15 protein-coding genes are annotated in these 18319 nt (G+C 57.4%); 4 read left to right on the top strand and 11 right to left on the bottom strand.

Annotated features, from left to right (window positions below; all coding sequences use genetic code 11):
* Window positions 1-90: 90 nt before the first annotated feature.
* From IE079_RS08720 to IE079_RS08700, 5 genes are all read right to left on the bottom strand, one after another.
* Complete coding sequence (locus IE079_RS08720; RefSeq protein WP_189575476.1) at window positions 91-939, bottom strand: type II secretion system protein N; 849 nt, start codon at window positions 937-939, stop codon at window positions 91-93.
* On the bottom strand, window positions 939-1733 hold the full coding sequence (gene gspN / locus IE079_RS08715; RefSeq protein WP_189575475.1) for a type II secretion system protein N: 795 nt from the start codon (window positions 1731-1733) through the stop codon (window positions 939-941). Before gspN ends, IE079_RS08720 begins: the two co-directional genes overlap by 1 nt.
* Before the next feature lie 283 nt (window positions 1734-2016).
* The gene (gene groL / locus IE079_RS08710) at window positions 2017-3663 is read right to left on the bottom strand and encodes a chaperonin GroEL (protein ID WP_189575474.1); all 1647 of its coding nucleotides are present in this window, start codon (window positions 3661-3663) and stop codon (window positions 2017-2019) included.
* Between the two features lie 89 nt (window positions 3664-3752).
* Window positions 3753-4043 carry a co-chaperone GroES gene (gene groES / locus IE079_RS08705; protein WP_189575473.1) on the bottom strand — a complete coding sequence of 97 codons (291 nt, stop codon included), beginning with the start codon at window positions 4041-4043 and terminating at the stop codon, window positions 3753-3755.
* 159 nt (window positions 4044-4202) lie between these two features.
* Window positions 4203-4709 carry an FxsA family protein gene (locus tag IE079_RS08700; RefSeq protein ID WP_189575471.1) on the bottom strand — a complete coding sequence of 169 codons (507 nt, stop codon included), beginning with the start codon at window positions 4707-4709 and terminating at the stop codon, window positions 4203-4205.
* 160 nt (window positions 4710-4869) lie between these two features.
* Between IE079_RS08700 and IE079_RS08695 the strand changes: the two genes are divergently transcribed.
* Both IE079_RS08695 and IE079_RS08690 read left to right on the top strand, forming a co-directional pair.
* Window positions 4870-5178, top strand: a complete 309-nt coding sequence (locus IE079_RS08695) for an MGMT family protein (RefSeq protein WP_189575469.1) — start codon at window positions 4870-4872, stop codon at window positions 5176-5178.
* 82 nt (window positions 5179-5260) lie between these two features.
* A complete protein-coding gene (locus IE079_RS08690) occupies window positions 5261-6652 on the top strand; it encodes an AmpG family muropeptide MFS transporter (RefSeq protein WP_189575468.1) in 1392 nt (463 codons plus the stop codon).
* Between the two features lie 15 nt (window positions 6653-6667).
* Here IE079_RS08690 and IE079_RS08685 read toward each other — a convergent pair whose 3' ends face one another.
* From IE079_RS08685 to IE079_RS18960, 6 genes are all read right to left on the bottom strand, one after another.
* A complete protein-coding gene (locus IE079_RS08685; RefSeq protein WP_189575467.1) occupies window positions 6668-7150 on the bottom strand; it encodes a YajQ family cyclic di-GMP-binding protein in 483 nt (160 codons plus the stop codon).
* A 538-nt stretch (window positions 7151-7688) separates the two neighbouring features.
* On the bottom strand, window positions 7689-8900 hold the full coding sequence (locus tag IE079_RS08680; protein ID WP_189575466.1) for an argininosuccinate synthase: 1212 nt from the start codon (window positions 8898-8900) through the stop codon (window positions 7689-7691).
* 295 nt (window positions 8901-9195) lie between these two features.
* The gene (fliS, locus tag IE079_RS08675) at window positions 9196-9600 is read right to left on the bottom strand and encodes a flagellar export chaperone FliS (RefSeq protein WP_189575465.1); all 405 of its coding nucleotides are present in this window, start codon (window positions 9598-9600) and stop codon (window positions 9196-9198) included.
* A gap of 88 nt (window positions 9601-9688) precedes the next feature.
* Window positions 9689-11680 carry a flagellar filament capping protein FliD gene (gene fliD / locus IE079_RS08670; protein WP_189575463.1) on the bottom strand — a complete coding sequence of 664 codons (1992 nt, stop codon included), beginning with the start codon at window positions 11678-11680 and terminating at the stop codon, window positions 9689-9691.
* A gap of 384 nt (window positions 11681-12064) precedes the next feature.
* Window positions 12065-12502: a flagellar protein FlaG gene (locus IE079_RS08665; RefSeq protein ID WP_189575460.1), complete on the bottom strand. Its 438-nt coding sequence runs from the start codon at window positions 12500-12502 to the stop codon at window positions 12065-12067.
* A 70-nt stretch (window positions 12503-12572) separates the two neighbouring features.
* Complete coding sequence (locus IE079_RS18960; RefSeq protein ID WP_189575458.1) at window positions 12573-14027, bottom strand: flagellin N-terminal helical domain-containing protein; 1455 nt, start codon at window positions 14025-14027, stop codon at window positions 12573-12575.
* Between the two features lie 433 nt (window positions 14028-14460).
* Between IE079_RS18960 and IE079_RS18955 the strand changes: the two genes are divergently transcribed.
* Window positions 14461-15933, top strand: coding sequence for a flagellin N-terminal helical domain-containing protein (locus tag IE079_RS18955; protein ID WP_189575456.1), 1473 nt, complete (start codon window positions 14461-14463; stop codon window positions 15931-15933).
* Between the two features lie 125 nt (window positions 15934-16058).
* Window positions 16059-18119: a motility associated factor glycosyltransferase family protein gene (locus IE079_RS08650; RefSeq protein WP_189575454.1), complete on the top strand. Its 2061-nt coding sequence runs from the start codon at window positions 16059-16061 to the stop codon at window positions 18117-18119.
* The last annotated feature ends 200 nt before the right edge of the window (window positions 18120-18319 follow it).

The following is an 18319-nucleotide window of genomic DNA, read 5'->3' as shown; positions in this document are numbered from 1 at the left end:
TATCGATGAAGCCTTTGCGGAGGCTCTCTGCTTGTCTTTCGGGGACACCGCCCCCCGATCTTTCCCTGGTGCGGCCATGGCCGGCTCCTCTCATTGCGGCAACGCGTAGGTTACCGTGAAGCGGGCACCATCCCGTTCGACTTCCACCTGAATCCGGGGCTCCGAACGCAAGGTTTCCAGCAGTTGACGATCCTGTTCCAGATCCCCCAGCTGATAACCATTGATGGCGGTAATCACATCGCCCTCGCGAAGGTTGACCGCCCGCAGCATGGCATTCGAGCCGTCGAACACATAACCCTGTGAGCCGCCATCGTCCACCGGCTGAAGGCCAAATGCAAGTAACGCGTTCGCACCTTCGCTCGCCAGCCGGTCCTGCGCCTGGTCCAGAAAATCTTCTGACGAATCAGCGGCAACCGATTCCGGCTCCAGCGAGGCCAGTGCCGTGCCGTCGCTGTCTTCATCGAAGGTGAGCGATTCCAGGGCACCCTGACGACGGATCAGTATACGCCCGGGCTCCACCTCCACAAGTTCGGCATTACCCGGAAGCAACTCGCCCACCCGATAATGGGCAGTCGTGTTACCCCCGCTAGTCACTATAGCACCGGAGTTCTCAGGCTGCGCCGCCACCATCACCCCCTCCAGCGTCAGCCGCAGGCGGGTTTCCGGTGCATTGCGACGAACCGACTCCGCTACCGGCTGGTTACCGGGTGGCCGTCCAAACAGCTCCATGCTGGCCAGAGGGGCAGTTATCTGCCCCGCTGCGGCGCCTGCCCCTGCCCCCGTGTTATACAGCGATGCCACTGGCTGCTCGTTCCACAACCACTGCCAGGTGAACCACGCCATACCGGCGGCGGCATGGATCACCAGCCCGACGATCAGAAGATTGCCCAGCCAGCGGGGAATCCACGGCGACACCTGAAAGCGGGTTCGCCTCGCCATCAGAACTGCCCCCCGGGCAACAACGGCTGTTGCACCTGGAAAATCACATCACCGGGGGCCGCCGAGGCCGGCCACTGTTGCCCGGCCAGGTCTACCATGCGCTTGTACACCCGTATCGCCATCATTCCGTCCAGAGTGATGCTGGCGTCAGCCGCCGGCTCGGCGGACCCTTCCCGGGCAATCGTCAGCAGCACACCCTGTGCAGTATCCGCCAGCGTTGCCTGCATGGGCGGGAACACCGTGCTCTGGCGACTGTCCCCCATGGGCCAGCTGACCTGGCCCCCGGGCCAGCGCCCCAGGCCGGTGGCACTTTGCAGCCTGCCATCGTCAGCGGCCACACGCAGCCGGTCGATGACCACATCACCTTCCAGCAGGGCCCCGCCGCTCTGACGGATCAGGTCCTCGAATTCAGCAACGTGCACCTGCCCGGAGGCATCCACCACCAGCGACGACGGCCAGCCCAGCATCAGATTCCCCTGCACCCGGGAGCGGGGGGTTTCCACCGTGAAGTCCACCGGCTGGCGCAGCGCGATAATGTCCGGCCAGGACAATGACCAGACGAGCCGCACCGGATGGCGTTGCAATTCCACACGGGCGGCGCCCTGCCACAGCGACCCGGACACCTGTTGCACCCTGACGCCCGGCGGCAGATGGACTTCAGGTGCCACCTGCGACCAGACCCACCCGGCTGGCACCCACACCACCAGCGCCATGGCGTAAACCAGCAATGCCAGCAGGACGAGCAGTATGACCTTGACCGGTCGGAAAAAGGAGCGCTCGGGGGAGTCGGTCATTCTCGTTCGGGCACCCTGACTGAACGTGGCATAGGCAAAAGGCCTGATGGTTGCGGAAACATTCGGCATTTCCTGAATTATGGCAAGAACCTGCGGGCTCTTTGTGACATTGCTTCACAGGTTTTGCGCCAGCCCGGCAATTCTACGTGACCCGGGCCCGGATTTGAAAAGGTTCGTGTGCCACTCCGGCCACAAAAAAACCCCGCCGGGCAGAGACCCGTGCGGGGTTTTCGGGGCGACGCTTCAGCACCGCGGTGCTGGAGCGTCAGGCATCAGGACTGCACTACATCATGCCGCCCATACCGCCCATGCCGCCCATGTCCGGCATACCGCCGCCACCGGCGCCTTCTTCTTCCGGCTCGTCAGCAATCATCGCCTCGGTGGTGATGATCAGGGACGCAACGGAAGCGGCCGCCTGCAGCGCGGAACGGGTCACCTTGGCGGGATCCAGGATGCCCATTTCCAGCATGTCGCCGTATTCTTCAGTGGCTGCGTTGTAACCGAAGGAACCTTCGCCGTCACGAACCTTGTTCACCACAACGGAGGACTCGCCACCGGCGTTGAACACGATCTGACGCAGCGGTGCTTCCATGGCACGGCGCAGGATGTTAACGCCAGCCTTCTGCTCGTCGTTGATAGCATCTACCTTGTCCAGTGCCGCAATGACACGGATCAGGGTTACGCCACCGCCCGGTACGATACCTTCTTCAACCGCAGCACGGGTGGAGTGCAGGGCATCTTCAACGCGGGCCTTCTTCTCTTTCATTTCCACTTCAGAGCCAGCGCCCACCTTGACGACGGCAACACCGCCAGCCAGCTTGGCAACGCGCTCCTGCAGCTTCTCCTTGTCGTAGTCGGAGGTGCTGTCTTCGATCTGCTTGCGGATCTGCTCAACGCGGGCTTCGATATCAGCCTGGTCGCCGGCACCACCGATCAGGGTGGTGTTTTCCTTGGTGACGTTGACACGCTTGGCGGTGCCCAGGTCATCCAGGGTGGTGTTCTCCAGGGTCAGACCCACTTCTTCGGAGATCACGGTACCGCCTGACAGGATGGCGATGTCCTGCAGCATTTCCTTGCGACGGTCACCGAAACCGGGCGCCTTGACGGCATTGACCTTGACGATGCCACGCATGTTGTTGACCACCAGGGTCGCCAGCGCTTCGCCTTCGATATCTTCGGCGATGATCTGCAGCGGCTTGCCAGCCTTGGCCACAGCTTCCAATACCGGCAGCAGTTCGCGGATGTTGGAGATCTTCTTGTCGACCAGCAGGATATACGGGTCTTCCAGCTCGGCGGACATGCTGTCCTGATTGTTGATGAAGTACGGGCTCAGGTAGCCGCGATCGAACTGCATGCCTTCAACCACGTCCAGTTCGTCGTCCAGGCCACGGCCTTCCTCAACGGTGATGACGCCTTCCTTGCCGACTTTCTGCATGGCATCGGCAATAATCTTACCAATAGCCTCGTCGCCGTTGGCGGAAATGGTGCCAACCTGGGCGATGTTGCGGCTGTCGTCACAGGGCTTGGCCATGTCACGGATTGCCTGTACGGCTGCTGCGGTACCCTTGTCGATACCACGCTTGAGGTCCATGGGGTTCATGCCGGCGGTAACGGCCTTGATGCCCTCGTTGACGATGGACTGGGCCAGTACCGTGGCGGTAGTGGTACCGTCACCGGCGGAGTCGTTGGTCTGGGAAGCGACTTCCTTGACCATCTGGGCGCCCATGTTCTCGAACTTGTCTTTCAGTTCGATTTCCTTGGCCACAGACACGCCGTCCTTGGTGACTGTCGGAGCACCGAAGGACTTGTCCAGAACCACGTTCCGGCCTTTCGGGCCGAGAGTTACCCTGACGGCGTCCGCGAGTACGTTGACGCCTGCAACCATGCGCTTGCGTGCGCTGTCACCGAATTTAACGTCTTTAGCTGCCATAATTTTCTATTCCTGTTCGTTTTAAACCAATCGTCTGAACTGTTGAGCAAACAATCGGATTGAATGCGTTATCCGGGTTGTGACAGGCGTTAGCCTTCAAGCACACCGTAGATTTCGTTCTCGCTCATGATCAGCAGTTCTTCACCTTCAATCTTGACGGTGTTGCCGGCGTACTGGCCGAAGACTACTGTGTCGCCTTCCTTCACCGCCAGTGCGCGGGTCTCGCCGTTGTCGAGAATGCGGCCGTTACCGACAGCTACTACCTCGCCTTGGGACGGCTTTTCCTTGGCATTACCAGGCAGCACGATACCACCGGCAGTTTTCTCTTCTTCTTCCTTACGGCGCACGACAACACGGTCGTGTAGCGGACGAATTTTCATTCTTGATTTCTCCAATGTCAGGCTATCTTTGACAATGACGTTGCGTTAAAAGCCGGGGCAGTAACCCTCTGTTTTGCAGAAGATTATCCGCCCACAGCAAACTTGTGTGACCTAAATGGGGGTGGCGGTCCGGTTTTCAACACCCGGCCTGAAAAATTTTTACTTTTTTTCGATGTGATCGTGGTCCCGGTCGGTCTCGTCCCGGTACTCACCTTCTATGGGATCATCACCACCCGGGCGACGACCAAACGGCCCCTGGCCGCCGAACGGATCGGCCCCGCCAGCGCTGAAGAAGAAGCTACCGCCCTGCCCCCGCACCACCATGCGTTTCATCGCCTGGTGCACGAACCAGTGCCGAGTGCCAGGGATCAGGCACAGGAAGCCGATGGTATCGGTAATAAAGCCGGGGGTGAGCAACAGCGCGCCGCCGACCGCCAGAATCAGGCCCTCGGCCACCTCCTGTGCCGGCAGCTCACCACTGTTGAGCCGCTGGTTGGCCCGGGTCAGGGTCGCCAGTCCCTGCTGCTTGAGCAGGGCCGCACCAATCACCGCAGTCAGCAGCACCAGGCCCACGGTGCTGAGGGCACCGATGACGGTGCCTACCTTGATCAGCACCACCATTTCCAGGATGGGCATGACAACAAAGAGAAAGACGAATACTGGCAAAGGATGCCTCCCCGCTGAATGTTCAACTGTAAAAATGGGGTCAGACCCCGATTTCCGGACTCCGGTTCCCCAACCTCTTAACATCAGGGCAGAGTCTGGAACTTCAAGCGATGGCATTCACTGCCTGTTCGACAAGCCGTCGCCATGGCAGAATTCCGCAATGGAACACACACGGGAACAGAAAATATGGCAGGTCGTGCTTGCGGTTCCCGCAGGCCGGGTTGTCAGCTATGGCCAAGTGGCCGATATGGCCGGGCTCGGGCGCCAGGCGCGGTTCGTCGGGCGGGCCCTGGGCATGCTGCCGGCCGGGCATTCCGTGCCCTGGTTCCGGGTGATCCGCAATACCGGGCAGATTGCCTTTCCGCCGGGGTCGGACACCTTTGAGCAACAGAAGGCGCTGCTGATGAATGAGGGTGTCGAGGTCATCAACGGCCGGGTGTCCATGAAACGGTTCCGGTGGCGCCCCTGAGCCTGTCCTGACGGTTACCGCTTTACCAGACCCGGAATTCCAAATACTCTGCCCCCTCTGCCACAGAATAGTCCGGACCAACATGCCTGAAGAGACCAGTACAACTTTTGTTGGCAAGCTTGCCCAGGGATTTCGCATCTACCGCAATCCGAAAGTGCTGGGCATGCTGTTTCTGGGCTTTTCCGCCGGCTTGCCACTACTGCTTGTGGGCGGCACCTTCACCGCCTGGCTGCGTGACCTGGGGGTGGAACTGGCCACCATCGGCTTTCTCAGCTGGGTCGGCATGGCCCACTCCATCAAGGTGGTCTGGGCACCGATTGTGGACCGGACTCCGGTACCCCTCCTGACCCGCTGGCTTGGCCGGCGCCGCAGCTGGATGCTGCTGGCCCAGGTCGCCATTGCCCTTGCGCTGCTGGGTATGGGCATGACGGACCCGTCACAGAACCATCTCTGGGTCGCGGTGCTGGCGGTGGTCGCGGCCTTCGGCTCGGCCACCCAGGATATCGCGGTCGACGCCTACCGGGTGGAAGCCATCGAGTCCAGGCACCAGGGCGCGATGGCCGCCAGTTACGTGACCGGCTACCGCGTGGCCATCCTCGCTGCCGGGGCCGGCGCCCTGCACATTGCCTCCATTGGCAACTGGTCACTGGCCTATAGCACCATGGCCTTGCTGATGGGCGTCGGCATGATCACCACCCTGATCGTCAAGGAACCCGCACGCTACATCAGTGGCCAGACCCGGGAAATGGAGCGTCGCGTCGCCAGTTACATGGACAGCACGGTTCATGGCAACCTGCGCCGGCGCTTCATGGGCTGGTTTATCGGTGCCGTGGTCTGCCCGTTTGCGGATTTCTTCCAGCGCTACGGCAAGGCCGCCCTGATCGTGTTGCTATTCGTGGGAACCTTCCGCATCAGCGATATCTTCATGGGGGTCATGGCTAACCCGTTTTACCTGGATATCGGCTTTACCAAGGGGGAGATTGCCAACATCGCCGCCGCCTTCGGTCTGATCATGACCCTGGCGGGTGCGGCCCTGGGCGGTGCGCTGGTGTCCCGCTTCGGGATTGCGCGATTGCTGCTGTTCACGGCCCTTATGGCGCCGGCCACCAACCTGACCTTTGCGGTGCTGGCGACCATTGGTCCCGTGAAGGAGGGGCTGGTGGCGGCCATCATCGCTGACAATGTGACCGGTGGGCTGGCGATTTCGGTGTTCATCGCCTACTTGTCGAGCCTGACCAACACCGCCTACACCGCCACCCAGTATGCACTGTTCAGCTCACTGATGACGCTGCCCGGTCAGTTCGCGGCCGGCTTCACCGGGATGCTGGCCGAAGCCGTGGGCTGGATCGAGTTCTACCTGATTACGGCCATGACCGGACTGCCGGCGATTGTTCTGGCAGCCCTGCTGTTCCGGGTGGCTCATCCGGACTACCCGGTCAACGGCGAGATCGAGACACCCGACGAGAAAGAATAACAACGATGGGCTGACTCAGTCGCGGAAGTTATTGAACTGCAGGGGCAGCTCGAACTCCGATTCTTTCAGCATGGCGATCGCAGTCTGCAGATCATCCCGCTTTTTGCCGGTCACCCGTACCTTGTCACCCTGGATGCTGGCCTGCACTTTCAACTTGGCATCTTTGATCATCTTGACGATCTTCTTGCCCTGATCCGTCTCGATACCCTGGCGCAGCTTCAGGTGCTTTTTGACCAGCTTGCCGGCCTTGCTCTCGCCATCGTCGTCGATGGCCCGGGTGTCGATATTGCGTTTGGCAAAGGCCATTCGCAGCATATCCATCAGCTGTTCCAGCTGGAACTCCTGCTCGGCGCTGATGGTAATGGTCTGGTCGTCGAGCTGGATATCCGCCTCAATATTCTTGAAGTCCCAGCGGTTGCCCAGCTCCCGTTTGGCCTGGTCCACGGCGTTGGTGACTTCGTGCATGTCGATTTCGGATACGATATCAAAGGAAGGCATGGTGTCTGGTCTCCTGCTCAGAAATGCGGAACGGCCGAATGGCCGATAGCATAGCGGCAAATGTCGGCCACATCGACCCCGCAAGCCGCGTAAAAGCCACGAGGGCAGCCGGAAACACGCAGTAACACTCGAACACAGAAGATCAACAGACGGCAGGCGGCCAGGGCATTATTCTGCACATGTGGATCGGGGGAATGTTGCAGTATCCCCCGGCAGTATCCACCCCCGACGGTGAGGGAGCCGGGTAGTACCCTCGCCGGATTTTCGGGACCCAGTTGTGTTGTTTCAGGCAGTTTCGATCTTTCCTTGTTTGTTGTTCGTTTTTCAGGCCGGCTTCGTTTGGAGTCGGCCTTTTTTCGTTTTTTTGCCACGGAATCCACGGAATAACACGGAAATAAAGAATTTTTAGCCACGAAATCCGCTAAAACTCACGAAAAACTGACGTTTAAATTTTCGTGTTCTTTCGTGGGTTTCGTGGCCAAAAGTCTTTTCGTCGTTTTTCCGTGTCTTTCCGTGGATTCCGTGGCAAAAAAGGTCTTTAAAGCTTACGACCCTTACCAGCGGCAATCCGCAAGCGCAGTGCGTTCAGCTTGATAAAGCCTTCTGCGTCTTTCTGGTCGTAAGCGCCTTCGTCTTCTTCAAAGGTGGCGATCTTCTCGTCGAACAGGGAGTCTTCGGACTTACGGCCGACCACGTCCACATTACCCTTGTAGAGCTTCAGGCGAACAGTGCCGTTGACGTACTCCTGGGTCTGGTCGATCAGCGCCTGCAGCGCCTCACGCTCCGGTGACCACCAGTAACCGTTGTAGATCACCTCGGCGTAGCGGGGCATGATGCTGTCCTTCAGGTGGGCAACCTCACGGTCCAGGGTGATGGACTCGATAGCGCGGTGACCACGCAGCATCACGGTGCCACCCGGGGTTTCGTAGCAGCCACGGGACTTCATGCCCACGTAGCGGTTCTCGACGATATCCAGACGGCCAATGCCATTGTCCCCGGCCATCTTGTTGAGGGTTTCCAGCACCACGTGGGGCTTCATGTCCTGGCCGTCGATGGCGACGATATCGCCCCGCTTGTAGGTCAGTTCCACATAGGTGGGCGTGTCCGGGGCATTCTCCGGGGACACGCTCCAGCGCCACATGTCTTCCTCGGCTTCCGCCCAGGGATCTTCCAGGTTGATGCCTTCGTAGGAGATGTGCAGCAGGTTGGCATCCATGGAGTACGGGCTCTTGCCCTTCTTCTTCTCCACCGGGATGTCGCGCTCGTCGCAGTAGGCCAGCAGCTTCTCGCGAGAGTTCAGATCCCACTCACGCCAGGGGGCGATCACCTTGACGCCGGGCTTCAGGGCATAGGCACCCAGCTCGAAACGCACCTGGTCGTTACCTTTGCCGGTAGCACCGTGGGAGATGGCGTCGGCGCCGGTCTCGTTGGCGATCTCGATCAGACGACGGGCAATCAGCGGGCGGGCAATGGAGGTGCCCAGCAGGTACTCGCCTTCATAGATGGTGTTGGCGCGGAACATGGGAAATACGTAGTCCCGCACGTATTCCTCGCGCAGGTCCTCGATGTAGATTTCCTTCACGCCCAGGGCCCTGGCCTTCTCACGGGCCGGCTCCACTTCCTCGCCCTGGCCGATGTCGGCGGTAAAGGTCACCACTTCACAGTCGTAGGTGTCCTGCAGCCAGCGGACGATAACGGACGTATCCAGACCACCAGAATAGGCCAGCACCACCTTATTGATATCAGACATGCCCTTGCTCCTGCGAATCACGAAAACTAAAACGAAAAACGGGGTCTGACCCCATTTTCCTGGCTCTGAAAAGAAGGCGGATATTGTACGGGAGTGTGGGGGGAATGGCTATTGGTGGGCTTTTCTCCGTGTAGCATAAGGAGAGGAAAAGAGAGGTTTGCCACGGAATCCGCGGAAGAACACGGAAAAAACCAACGAACGCTTTGACACGAAACGGCGTTGTTAAATTTCGTGTTCTTTCGCGGTTAATGTTCTTTATTCCGTGTTCTTCTGTGGATTCCGTGGCTATAAAAAATCAGACCGCCGCCTGCGCCTGCCGGCTCTCCACTTCGCCGCGAATACCATCCCAGCCTTCCTTCACGGAACGCAGCAGGTTGGCCACCTCGTCCAGCTTGGCGATGTCGTTCTTCGCGCTGGCTTCCAGCATGGTGCGCTCCATGTAGTCATAGAGGGCTTCCAGCTGCAGAGCCAGGTCACCGCCCTTCTCGAAGTCCAGGAAGCTGCGCAGGCCGCCGACAATCTCGATAGCCTTGTTGATCAGCTGGGCCTTGGCACCGTAATCCTTCTGCTGGATCTTCGCCTTGGCCATGTTGATGCGCTCCAGCGCCCCATTGTACAGCAGCTGGATCAGCTTGTGGGGGTCCGCATCAGTGATACTGGTCTGGGTGTTAACGCGCTGATAGGCCTGCAAACCGTTCATAATCTACCTCTTTGTTACCGGCTTTCCGGTTGTGCCGTGTTGGCTGCCATACCCTTGGTATGGCTGAGTCTGAATCTGTCTGGCAGCTTTAGTTGTTGCCGCCACTCTGGTTCGGAGCCAGCGCAGACAACTGCTGGCTGACGTAGTCCCGGGTGCTGTTAAGCTGTGAAATCAGCGAATCCGCGGCGCTGAACTGGCTGACCAGGCGTTCACGATAGGACGTGATGCGCTCCTCCAGCCGTACCTTGTTTTCTTGGATCTGCTCCAGCTCCCGGTTCAGGCTGTCGGTGCGGGATTCAATCGCCCCGTCGGCACCAACCATGCTGGTGACCATATCCACCGTGCGCTCGGCCACGCCCTCAATAAAGGTGATGGAACCACGATCGCCGGTCTGATCACCCAGGATTCGCACCTGCAGGCCAGAGGCGTCGCCATTGCCACTGCCCAAATACAGTACCTGTCCATCGCCTTCCGCCACTTGGCCGTCGATGGTGCCGGCGATATCCAGACCGTCAGTGCTGGTGGTTGTATCCAATCCAAAGGTCGCGGCGTTTTCGGCAGAGGCCAGGCTGACACTGGATTCACTGCCGTATTTCGAAGACGTAAACGTGAGGTTCCCGGTGCCATCAAGCCCCGCCTGCACGGACACACCCGCCGCATTCAGGGCATTGTTGCCATCCAACTGAGCCTGGATATCGTCCAGCAACGCCTGCTGGCTCAGACCCGTGCCCTGAGTGAGCGTCAGATCGACACCGATATCGCCGTTGACGGTCAGGCTCAGCTGATCGTTGGTGTCGGTAATGTCAAAGGTCGTACCGAGCGCGGTGCCGGCCGCAAGCTGCCCCTGGGTGGCTGCCTGGGTCACATTGATCGCGTAGTCACCGGGCTGTGTCGACGAGCCACTGCGCACAAATTCCACCTGGCTGTCGGTTGCCCGGCCCTGTTCGGCAAACAGTGCCGTGACGTCGTCCGGATTGGCCTTCAGCTGTTCTTCAAACTTTGCCCGATCAAACTCGAGACCGCCGGTTTCCCAGTCGGTGGTTATGCCCACATCCGCCATACTGCGAACATTGGCGCCCTCCATGCCCGGAACGACACGGGTCAGAACGCTACGCAACTGGTTCTGGATATTGCGAACGGTGGAATCACCGGTGAGCAGACTGCCGACACCAGCTTCCGAATTAAAACCGGCAAGACTGTCGATAGTAGACTGCAACCCATTGAACTTGTCCACGAACCCCTGAACCCGGTCTGCCACTGCACCCAAGTCCTGATCCACCTTGATGGTTGAGGTACCCTCAGCCTTGATATCAAAGGTCAGACCGTCGATCACATTCTCAAAGGTGTTGGTGGAGCGGGTCACTTGCACGCCGTTGATGCTCATCTTCGCATCGGTGGCAGCGATGGTTTGTTCCAGCCCGGCTCCCACGTCCATGCCGGTATTGAACGCAAAACGGGACAGACCCAGGTCGTCGGTATTGGTACCGCCACTATCGCCGGAAACGGACATACTCACCGCATTGGCGGTACCGGTTTCATCGGCAGACAGCACCAGCTGATAGCCATTGCCGGTATCAATCACACCAGCGGATACACCCGCGTCGGATTCATTGATGGCGTTGGCCAGCCCCTGCAGGGTGTCGTTGCTTCCGTCGATAGTGATGCTGGTGTTCTTGTCGCCAACGGACAGCTCCAGCGCGCCCTGGCCCACACTGGTGGAATCACGGTCGGCAAAGACATCGCGTGAAGCCAGCGCCTGGGCAGACGCCAGACTGGTCACTTCAACACTGTAGGTGCCCCGGCTGGCCTTGGTGGCATCGACGGACACACCAATGTCTTCATTGGAGGATGACGCGGAGAAGGCCTTGAGGTTATCTGGAGCGCTTAGCTGCCGCATGGGCAGACGCAGTTCGGTCACAGCACTGCGGAGCTTGCCATAGGCGGACAGCATGGCCTCGGCTTGCTGGGTTTCCCGGGTCAGGCGGTTTTCCGTGGGCGCACGCTCTGCGGACACCAACTTATCCACAAGATCCGAATTCAGGACCCCGGAACCAATGCCTAACGATGATATACCTGCCATAACCATGCCTCCTCAAGGGGGCTTAACGTCTACTGATCAGTTTATCGGCAGCGGGCGGCAAAACTTTGCCCCTTTTCCGGATATTCTGATGCCAATTTGTAACGCCATGTAACTACGCTCTGACCAAAGGCCGAGAGCAACGCCCAAGTGATGCCCTCTCCCCTCGAGGGAGAGGGCTAGGGTGAGGGGGAGCGCCCAAAGGGCGCCAAGGCGAAACCAGGAGTTGATCTCCTCCCCCCTCACCCCGTCCCTCTCCCTCCGGGGGAGAGGGGGCCAAAATTCAAACTCTGCGAACAGCCCTTAACGCAGAACACCGCCGGACCCTTGGGGGGTGCGGCGGTGCTGAAATACCGTTGCTGTTACCAGGCGAAAAGCGGCAAGCTTCTACACCTTGATGTTGAGCAACGTCAGCGGTTCATCCTGCTGCAAGTTTTCTGCCAACCTCATGGCAACTTCATCCGGGATCTGGCGGATAACTTCTTTGGTCTGCTGGTCCACCACCTTCACGATGGTCTGACCGGCTTCATTATCCACTTCAAATTGCAGGTCCCGCTGAACGTTCTGTACGAAATCGTTCAGCTGGGTGACGGCTTCCCCCAGGTCCTCGCGCTGATCCTCGTTGCGTGCCTGCAGCCTTTCGGCTTTCGATGGCTCGCTGGACTGATCGGCGGAGCGGGTTTGCGCCGTACTGCCTGCGGATGACGATGCCAGGTCGGAGGCATTCCTGCCTTCGGCCTGAGATGACGACAGTGCCTTCACCGGTGCCTGGTCGCTGGTACGTACCAGCTTCAGGCTCGGGTTGGTCAGGTTAACGTCATTCATAGCTTTACCTCGCTATCTTCAAACGGCGTAAAACCGAAGCCCGAAGGCTCCGGTTGGTACCGTCAGCCCCTTACTGCAGGAGGGACAGAACCTGCTGCGGACGGGCATTGGCCTGAGCCAGTACCGAGATACCGGCCTGCTGCAGTACCTGGGACTTGGAGAGCTTCGCGGTTTCTGCGGCGAAGTCGGCGTCCAGGATTCGGCTGTTGGCAGCGCTCAGGTTCTCTGAGGTGGTCGCCAGGTTTGCGATGGTGGAGTCAAAGCGGTTCTGGATGGCGCCCAGCTCGCCTCTCACCCCGTTCACCGAGTTAAGGGCGGAATCGATACGCTTTATCGCGTCGTTGGCAGCATCCACTGTCTTCACATCAATTGTGTCCAATGAACCCTCGGCAACCGCGATATCACCGTCAGTGAAACCAGCCCTGTCCGGGTTGCTACCGCCTATGGTGATGTCCTCCAACGCTTCGATGGACACCTGTCCACGGAAGGTTGTATCAGCAGCGACGGCCAAACCGGAACCGGTCCCAGTGGCGCTGGCAGCTGAGGTACCCACGGCGGTTGTCTCAGAGTTAATGGTGACATTCTGACCTTCATCATTGGTCAAAACCACGCCGGTTGAGTTCGCACTGGCAGTCAGCCCTTCGATGCCCTCATCGTTGATAGCGGTGGCAAGGTCGGATGCCGACAGGGAGTTTGTGCTGCCAGCGGCAATGGTTTCAGTGATAGTTATCGCAGCCCCGGTTCCAATACTGACACTCAGTTCATAAGTAGTGTCGTTGCCCGTAGAAGCAAGAGCGCCATCAATGGCTGTAAATCCGACATCCTGGACGTTAGTCGCGGATACGGAAGTAAGCCCGCTGACGTTCGCGTCGTCAATCGCCTGGGCAACTGAAGCAGCGGAATCATTATCGGACGCACCGATCTCGACCTCCTGTCCATCACCAACCGTAAGAGCCAGATCCCCCTTCTCCAGGGCAGCAGTCACATCCCCACCCTCTATCTCGGCGAGCTCGCCAATCTGGTCCCGGCGGGTCCCTTGCGACAGGTCAATGCCAATCGTTTCACCCGCATTGGCACCTACCTGGAACTGCTGCTCGCCGAAGCTGCCGTCCAGCACCTTCAAGCCATTAAAGGCAGTCTGGGAAGAGATGCGTTCTACTTCGGACAGCCGCTGCTGAACTTCCTGATCCAGTGCAGCCCGGTCTGAAGCGCTGTTGGTGGCGTTGGCGGATTGCACCGACAGATCCCGGATACGCTGAAGGTTGTTGGTGATCTCGTCCAGCGCGCCCTCTGCGGTCTGGGAAAGGGAAATGCCATCGTTGGCGTTCCGGGTAGCGACATCCAGGCCACGAATTTGTGACTGAAAACGGGTGGAAATGGCCAGACCGGCAGCATCGTCCTTGGCGGAGTTGATGCGCAGACCAGAGGAGAGACGCTCCAGCGCCTGGTTGCTCAGATCCTGGGATTTCTGCAGTTGGTTCTGAGCGCTAAGGGATGCAACGTTAGTGTTGATACCGAGAGCCATAATGCTTCTCCTTCGACATATGTCGTTATTTCATGGAAAAGGTCTGGCGCCCGTTCTTTTGTTAGGGAGCGCCGCCCTGTTGCATCGCTTAACGGCGCCAGCCCGGGTTCCTTTAGAAAAAATACCGCCGTTTTTGTAAAGGAATGTAAATCGAAGCAACAGAGCCCTCTCTCAGCTCCCCTGGAACGGACTGGCTGGCTGAAAAAGCGGCAACCCATTTCCCTTTACGCCCTCTAAATTCCACCGATCCATTCGCATACCACTCTGAACCGAACCGATAACCTGTTTAAAAACAAACCCATAAAAATTATAAAACAAAACTGGCATACCCTTCGCTTGGACCCTCGAAACGGCAATCAACCGAAATTACGCCGGCGGGATTCTCCGACATTCGGGAATCGGGCTTCCGGCATCTCTGAGCAGGAGAATTGTTATGCCTCAGGTCATTAATACCAACATCGCGTCACTGAACGCCCAGCGCAATCTGAATCAGTCCCAGACAGAGGCGAACGTGGCGTTCGAGCGTCTATCCTCCGGCCTGCGCATCAACTCCGCCAAGGATGATGCCGCCGGTCTGGCTATTTCCACCCGGTTCCAGTCCCAGATTTCCGGCCTGAACGTCGCGCAGCGTAACGCCAGCGATGGCATCTCGCTGGCCCAGACAACCGAGGGGGCCCTGGGCGAGGTGATCAACAATCTCCAGCGCATCCGGGATCTGGCCGTGCAATCCGCCAACGCCACCAACAGTGCCTCTGATCGACTGGCACTGGATCAGGAAGTCCAGCAGCGGGTGGACGAAATCGGCCGTATCGCTGACCAGACGACGTTCAATGGACTCAAGGTCCTCGACGGCTCGTTTGGCGAGAAAACCTTTCAGGTGGGCGCCAATTCCGGCGACACCATTGAAGTGGACCTGTCCAAGGGATCGCAAACAGACCAGATCGGTGGACTGGCACAGTCCGGAACCCGGGAAGTCGGTGATAATGCGCTCGCGGGCGGAGACTTGACGATCTCCGTTGGCGAAAGCGACCCCTATGAAATTCCGGGAACAGACGGTGACAACTCGGCGAAAGCCAAGGCAGAGGCCATTGATTCAGCGAATATACCAGGACTGCCCACTGTCTCGGCAACCAACGTCCAGACATTGAATTTTGGGGAAGTAACCGATAACAGCTCCTCCGGGGGCACCTATTCCCTTAACCTCAATGTTGGCACCACTGCCGTTGAAGTCACCATTCCCGTCGGCACAGGCGGTGACAGCGTTACGCTCGACGAGGTCGTGACTGCGGTCAACGATCTAGGACTGGAAGGGTTCTCCGCCAGCGAAGGCACCGCCGCCGGAACCATAGCCTTCAATGACGATCAGGGCCGTAATATAGAGCTGGCCTCAGAAGCCACCACAGGAACCCTGGCCAATGCCTCAACAACCAATATCGGCCTTGACACCGCGACAGCCAGTACCGGAGTGGAGGGCATCGGCAGCACACTGACGGGACAAATCAGTATCGAGGCGCTTGATACCATCCGAATTGGCGGCGACAATCCGCAAAACGCCGGCTTCCTTGATGGCGAGGTCATTGCCGTGACCGGCAACCTCGAGAGCATCGACGTCAAGACCGTTGAAGGCTCCAACGATACGATAAAAAGGGTGGACTCGGCGCTTACAACGATCAACAGTATCCGCAGCGAACTTGGTGCCGTGCAGAACCGGTTTGAATCCACTATAGCCAACCTGAGCACCACCTCGGAGAACCTGAGTGCGGCCAATAGCCGAATCCGCGATGCCGACTTCGCGGCCGAAACTGCGGAACTGGCCCGAACCCAGGTGCTTCAGCAGGCCGGTCTGTCGGTCCTGTCTCAGGCCAATGCCCGTCCCCAGCAAGTACTGCAGCTGCTGCAGGGCTAATAAATACCCACTGGCTCTGCACTCTTTCTCGGGATGCGGAGTCAGCTCCGTTCTGCTTAGCCAATCACCCGACTTGAACTATACTGGCGCTGATATTGCAACAATCTTTGCCCTTGGAGTACATAGTGGTTCAAAACAAAGCACTGGAATTTGCGCGACGTCGCGAAAATAATCTTCGCTTTTTTCAGCAACACTATCCGGACATCTACAGTTATTTCGCAAGCTACCAACTAACCCGGGCCGAAGTCGTCATTAGCAATGCTGAAGATGAAGTGGACCTCAACGTGGACGGCAAGTCGCTGTATCTTGGGCAAGGTAAAGCCCGTGCCCACCAGGGCGTTGAACTGTTCAGGTCCACCTTCAAGGAAGGCAAACTCCTGCCCTCTCTCCCACCACCAAGGCCGGGGGAATACCGACATCCACGATTCGCTCACAAAGCTGTTGACCAGATAGTCAGAAAATCGCCACTGAAAAGAGAGTCTTTTCTGGGTTATCCGATCCCTAATTTCTACCCCTTGGTCGTTTTTCAGGGTGTCGGGCTCGGCTATCAGATCGAGGAGCTTGTGACAACGGCTGAGGTTGAGAATGCCATCATCATCGAACCCGAGCTGGAAATATTCGGTGCTAGCCTGCTAACCGTTGATTGGCAAAAAGTATGCTCAACATTTCAGCGCAGCGACCGTTCCCTGCGTTTTCTGATAGGGGTTGAGCGCACAGAAGAAGATTTGTGGCGAGCTCTTGTCCGGCACCTGATGCATTTCACCCCCATGTTTCCAGTGATGAACCTGTTCCTGAATGAACGGGGTGACCCAGTTATGTCCGCCGTTGCCAAGCGAATTGACCGGGAGGCAATAACGACATTAACGACGTGGGGACACTATGACGACGAGCTTCGACAGCTCAATAATGCACTCCACGCCTTTCACGAAAAAATCAGGGTAATCCCACCAAAAGGCACCGTGAAATCGGACATTCCCACGCTGATTGTTGGAAGTGGCCCCTCTCTGGACAACCGTATAGACGATATCAAGCAAATGCGTGATCAGGTGGTTCTTGTCAGTGCAGGCACCGGGCTCAGCGCCCTGATCGAAAATGACGTTTACCCCGACTTCCATGTTGAACTGGAATCCGACTATATCAATTATCGCGTCATCAGCTCCTATAACAGGGAGAAGCTGAAATCAATCCGAATCATAGCAGCATCACAAATCTGTCCTTTGATCTGGGGACTTTTCGGCGAACAGCGGTTATATTTCAAGAAAGAAAACCCTATCGGGGGTATGTTTGGATCCGAAAATACCAATATTGCTGGTGGTGCTCCGACCTGTACAAATGCGGCAATTGCTATCTGCACTCAGCTGGGACTCAGAAACATCTTCTTATTCGGTACCGACTTTGGCTTCACGGATCATGAACATCATCACTCCAAACGTTCGGTATATATGGAGAGCGAAGATCAAATCATTGGCTCCGAGCTAAAGGAAACTTCTGCGAAGGTATTCCATAAACGCAGCACCTTTACAGTTAAAGGTGTCAATGACACCGTTGTACATACTACTCCACTTTATTTTACTGCGAAAAGAGCGATGGAGGGGTTAATCGAATCCACTTGTTCTGTCTACCCTGACTCGCAATTTTTTAATTGCGCAGATGGAGCAGATATTGAAGGCTCCAAATGGATCGATGGAAGGGAGTTCAAGGAAGTCGTTGGCCATAGCGATGGAGCCTCAAAACACAGCAAAGTCATGAGATTAATATTCAGTGAAGATGCTGAAACCGTCTCTCTGAATGATATGGAAAGCGTACTAAATAGCACAAAAGAAAAGCTTATAACTCTGTCTAAAAAAATCAGGGAATTGACCGAAGGCAATCGACTTCGTGGCAAAAAGGATATAACCCGACTTTGCTCTCAGGTTAGTCGCTACTTAGAGGGTGAACTGTATAAATCGGACCCGCCATTTTATTTTATGGTTCGAGGAGCAGTCAGGCACTTCCTGTACGCGGGATTTGCTCATGCTCTAGCCTTGTCTGACAATGATGAAATCGCTGTTTATTTAAAAAAATGGAAAGATGAATTCTTGGGATGCATCAGCGCATTACCAGATCATTTTGATTCGGTTACCAATAAAACCTACTCGCTTGAAAATGACCCATGGGTACATCAGTCAATAGATGATCCAGAATAAGTTATAAAACGCTTATTTTTAGGATAATACCAATACTCTTAAACTGAATGATACATTGGAGAAGGCAGTCAACCACCACGGATCGTCGATTGGCTGCTTTTTTCTCAAAACCTGGCACACCCTTCGCAACACCTCCCCTAACAACGGCAAAAACCGTCAAGAAAACTGCAGATCCTTGCCGCCACTTGCCGCGGCCCGGT

Origin of the sequence: Marinobacter zhanjiangensis (genome assembly GCF_014651935.1) — a bacterium.
GTDB classification, from domain to species: Bacteria; Pseudomonadota; Gammaproteobacteria; order Pseudomonadales; family Oleiphilaceae; genus Marinobacter; species Marinobacter zhanjiangensis.
Note: the sequence above shows the minus strand (reverse complement) of the source record. Positions and strands in the feature narration are given on the sequence as shown.